Annotated in this window: 2 protein-coding genes; both read right to left on the bottom strand. The window is 71.5% G+C overall.

Annotation, left to right across the window (positions count from 1 at the left end; all coding sequences use genetic code 11):
• Positions 1 to 1038 (bottom strand): transposase (locus tag VG276_11950; protein HEV8650090.1); only part of this gene is annotated, 1038 nt, incomplete at its 3' end.
• 52 nt (positions 1039 to 1090) lie between these two features.
• Positions 1091 to 2035 (bottom strand): PAS domain S-box protein, encoded by a 945-nt coding sequence (locus VG276_11945; GenBank protein ID HEV8650089.1) that lies wholly within the window; start codon positions 2033 to 2035, stop codon positions 1091 to 1093.
• Between the last annotated feature and the right edge of the window lie 337 nt (positions 2036 to 2372).

Genomic DNA, 2372 nt, shown 5'->3' with positions numbered 1-2372 from the left:
GTCGGTGGCGTGCTGGCCGGGCTGGATGGCGTGGGTGGTCTCGGCGGCCAGGAAGCGCTCGGCGACGGCCGGGTCGGAGTTCTCCGACCCGGCGGCCCGGGTCAGCTCCTCGTCGGTGATGATCCCGGTCCCCGGTTCGGCGGCCACGTTCCCCCGGTAGCCGTCCCGGCGGCACTCCGGGGACTTGCGGGTGTGGCGGGCGTCGGGGTCGACGGTGGAGATGATGCGGTCGGCGGCCACCTTGCGGGCGATCCGCCAGCGCCCGTCGGTCCCGTCGGAGCCCTCGGCCGGTTCCACGTCTTGGCCGGCGACCAGCGCCAACAGCGCCACCGCGGCCTGGGCCCGCTCGTCGGTTGCCGCGTCGCTGACCGCTTCGACCAGCGCACCTGCGTCGTTGACCAGGGCCGACACCAGCGCGTCCTTGGCCGCCGGGTCCTCCCAGTCGATCTGGGGCTTGCCCGGGGTGGTGTCGTCATGACCGGTGCACACCGCCTGGATCTGGGTGGCCGCCCCGGGCACCTCCCGCCCCACCCGGCGGACCGCCGCGACCAGCTGGGTGATGGTGTCCTGGGTCGCGACCGCATCGGCCAGGATCGTGGAGTCCACCGCCCGCCGCCTGCGGCCAGCAAGGACCCCGGTCTCCTCGACCACCCGCCTGACCGCGTCGTTGAGGCGATGCGGCCGCGCCGAGCGGGCCAGCCGCTGCCGCCAGTAGGTCAGCGTGGAGGGATGAAACCCCTCCTCGTCCAGGGCCATCCCGGTCGCGACCTTCCACCGCAGATCACAGCGGGCCGCCTCCGCGGTCTCGGCATCCGACAGGTCATGCAAGCTCTGCAAGGTCAACACGGCGGCCGCCACCGGCGCGGGTATCGACGGGCGGCCCCGGCCTGAGGGGAACAGGTCCGCGAACGCCTCGTCGGGGAACAGCTCCCCGCGATGGGTGGCCAGGAACCAGAACATGCTGCCCTCAGGCACCAGATGCCCCACCAGTGCCGCCGCGTCCAACAGCTTGCGGTCTGCCCTCGCAACACCCTGCACGACCAGCCTCCCAGCCCAGCCAGCACCTGCGCGGGAGACTATCGCGGATTGTTCAGTGGCCTCCTAGCAGCGCCCGCTGCCCGCCGGGCTGGTAGCGGGTGAGTAGCTCGACCGCCGGGTCGTCCACGCTGACAGTGGGCAGCAGGCTTGCCTGCAGGCGCTGGGACACCTCGGCCTGGGCGCGCGCCTCGACCAACTGCTGCTGGGTGCGCAGCCGCTCGGTCACGTTGCGCCAGGTGACCAGCACACCGTCGTCCAGCCTGGCCACGCGGATGTCGAGCACCCGCTGGATCGGCCGCTCGGTCACGGTGTCCTGGTAGCCGAAGGCGTCCCACGCGATGGGCTCGCCGGTCTCCACAACCTTGCGGCAGGCGTCGAACAAGCCGCTGGTCCCAGCCTCGCGGTGCACCTCGAGCAGCCGGCGGCCGACCACGCCCTCGGCACTGACCGGAGCTTGCTCGACATGGGCCGGGTTGACGTACTCGTACCGGAAGTCCACCACCTGCCCATCGGCGTCGCGCACCGTCGACAGCAGCACCAGAGGGTCAAGAAGGTGCTCGACCGCGGTCTGAAACCGGGCCGCGGAGGCGGCCAGCTCCTCCTGCTGGCGTCGCTGGTCGGTGACGTCCTGGGTGACCTTGGCGAACCCCCACAGCGTGCCGCTGGCATCACGCAGGGCGGTGATAGTCACATGGGCGTAGAAGCGGCTGCCATCCTTGCGCACCCGCCAGCCGTAGCCCGCGAACCGGCCCTGCTCGCGTGCCCGGCCAAGGGCCGCGGCAGGCATCCCGGCAGCGACGTCTTGCGGCTGGTAGAAGCGGGTGAACGACCCACCCAGGATCTCCTGGGCTCGATATCCCTTGATCCGCTCGGCGCCGGCGTTCCAGCTCACCACCCGACCCTCGGGATCCAGCAGGAAGATCGCATAGTCCTTGACCGCAGCGACCAGCGGCCCAAACTCCTCACCGGTCGCGTGCTGCTCGCTGGCTGCTGCCACTCATATCGCACCGACGCTTGCCCTGCCCGCGTCGGCAACCACCCGGGGCCGCCGACTACCCGGCCACCCGCGGGCTAGCGCACCGGACCGGACGGCAGCCACGAAGCGCAGCCGCGCCTCCGGGGAGCCGAGGCGGGCACTGCGGCACCGCTCGCCACCTACGCCATGCCCACCTAGACGCTCAGGGGATCGCTCAGGTTGCATACCACGCAGCCTTGACCGTCCATCCCCAGCTGTCAACGCGCCTACCAGGTCACCCTCGAGCTGGTCGAGTGCCAGAGCGCCATGAGTCCCTGCTTCCCGGAGCCGGTCTGCCTGGTTCGTGCCACCCGCGTGC

Source organism: Actinomycetes bacterium (assembly GCA_036000965.1).
GTDB lineage: Bacteria > Actinomycetota > CALGFH01 > CALGFH01 > CALGFH01 > DASYUT01.
This window is presented reverse-complemented; position numbering and strand designations above follow the sequence as displayed.